At 54.8% G+C, this 228-nt stretch carries 1 protein-coding gene; it reads right to left on the reverse strand.

Annotation, left to right across the window (positions count from 1 at the left end; all coding sequences use genetic code 11):
- A partial coding sequence (locus tag KVT34_RS31590; protein WP_302695809.1) for a magnesium chelatase domain-containing protein occupies positions 1-228 on the reverse strand: 228 nt, incomplete at both ends.

Consider the following 228-nt stretch of genomic DNA (forward strand, 5'->3'; position numbering starts at 1 on the left):
CCTTCTTTTCTCAGATCGGCCGGGGCCAGATTGTCCGTAATGCGCTCATGAGGAAACTGAAATCCGCAGTTTTTGATGGCGGTGCGAACACGGTCGATCGATTCTCTGACGGCGGTGGCGGGAAGTCCGACCACGTTGATTTGCGGGAGCCCGTTTGCGATATGGATTTCGACTTCGATGCTCATTCCGTCGACCCTTTCCAGGCAGGCCCTGGTTACTTTACCATAC

The sequence above is a fragment of the Paenibacillus sp. GbtcB18 genome (assembly GCF_019091125.1).
Lineage (GTDB): Bacteria > Bacillota > Bacilli > Paenibacillales > NBRC-103111 > Paenibacillus_F > Paenibacillus_F chitinolyticus.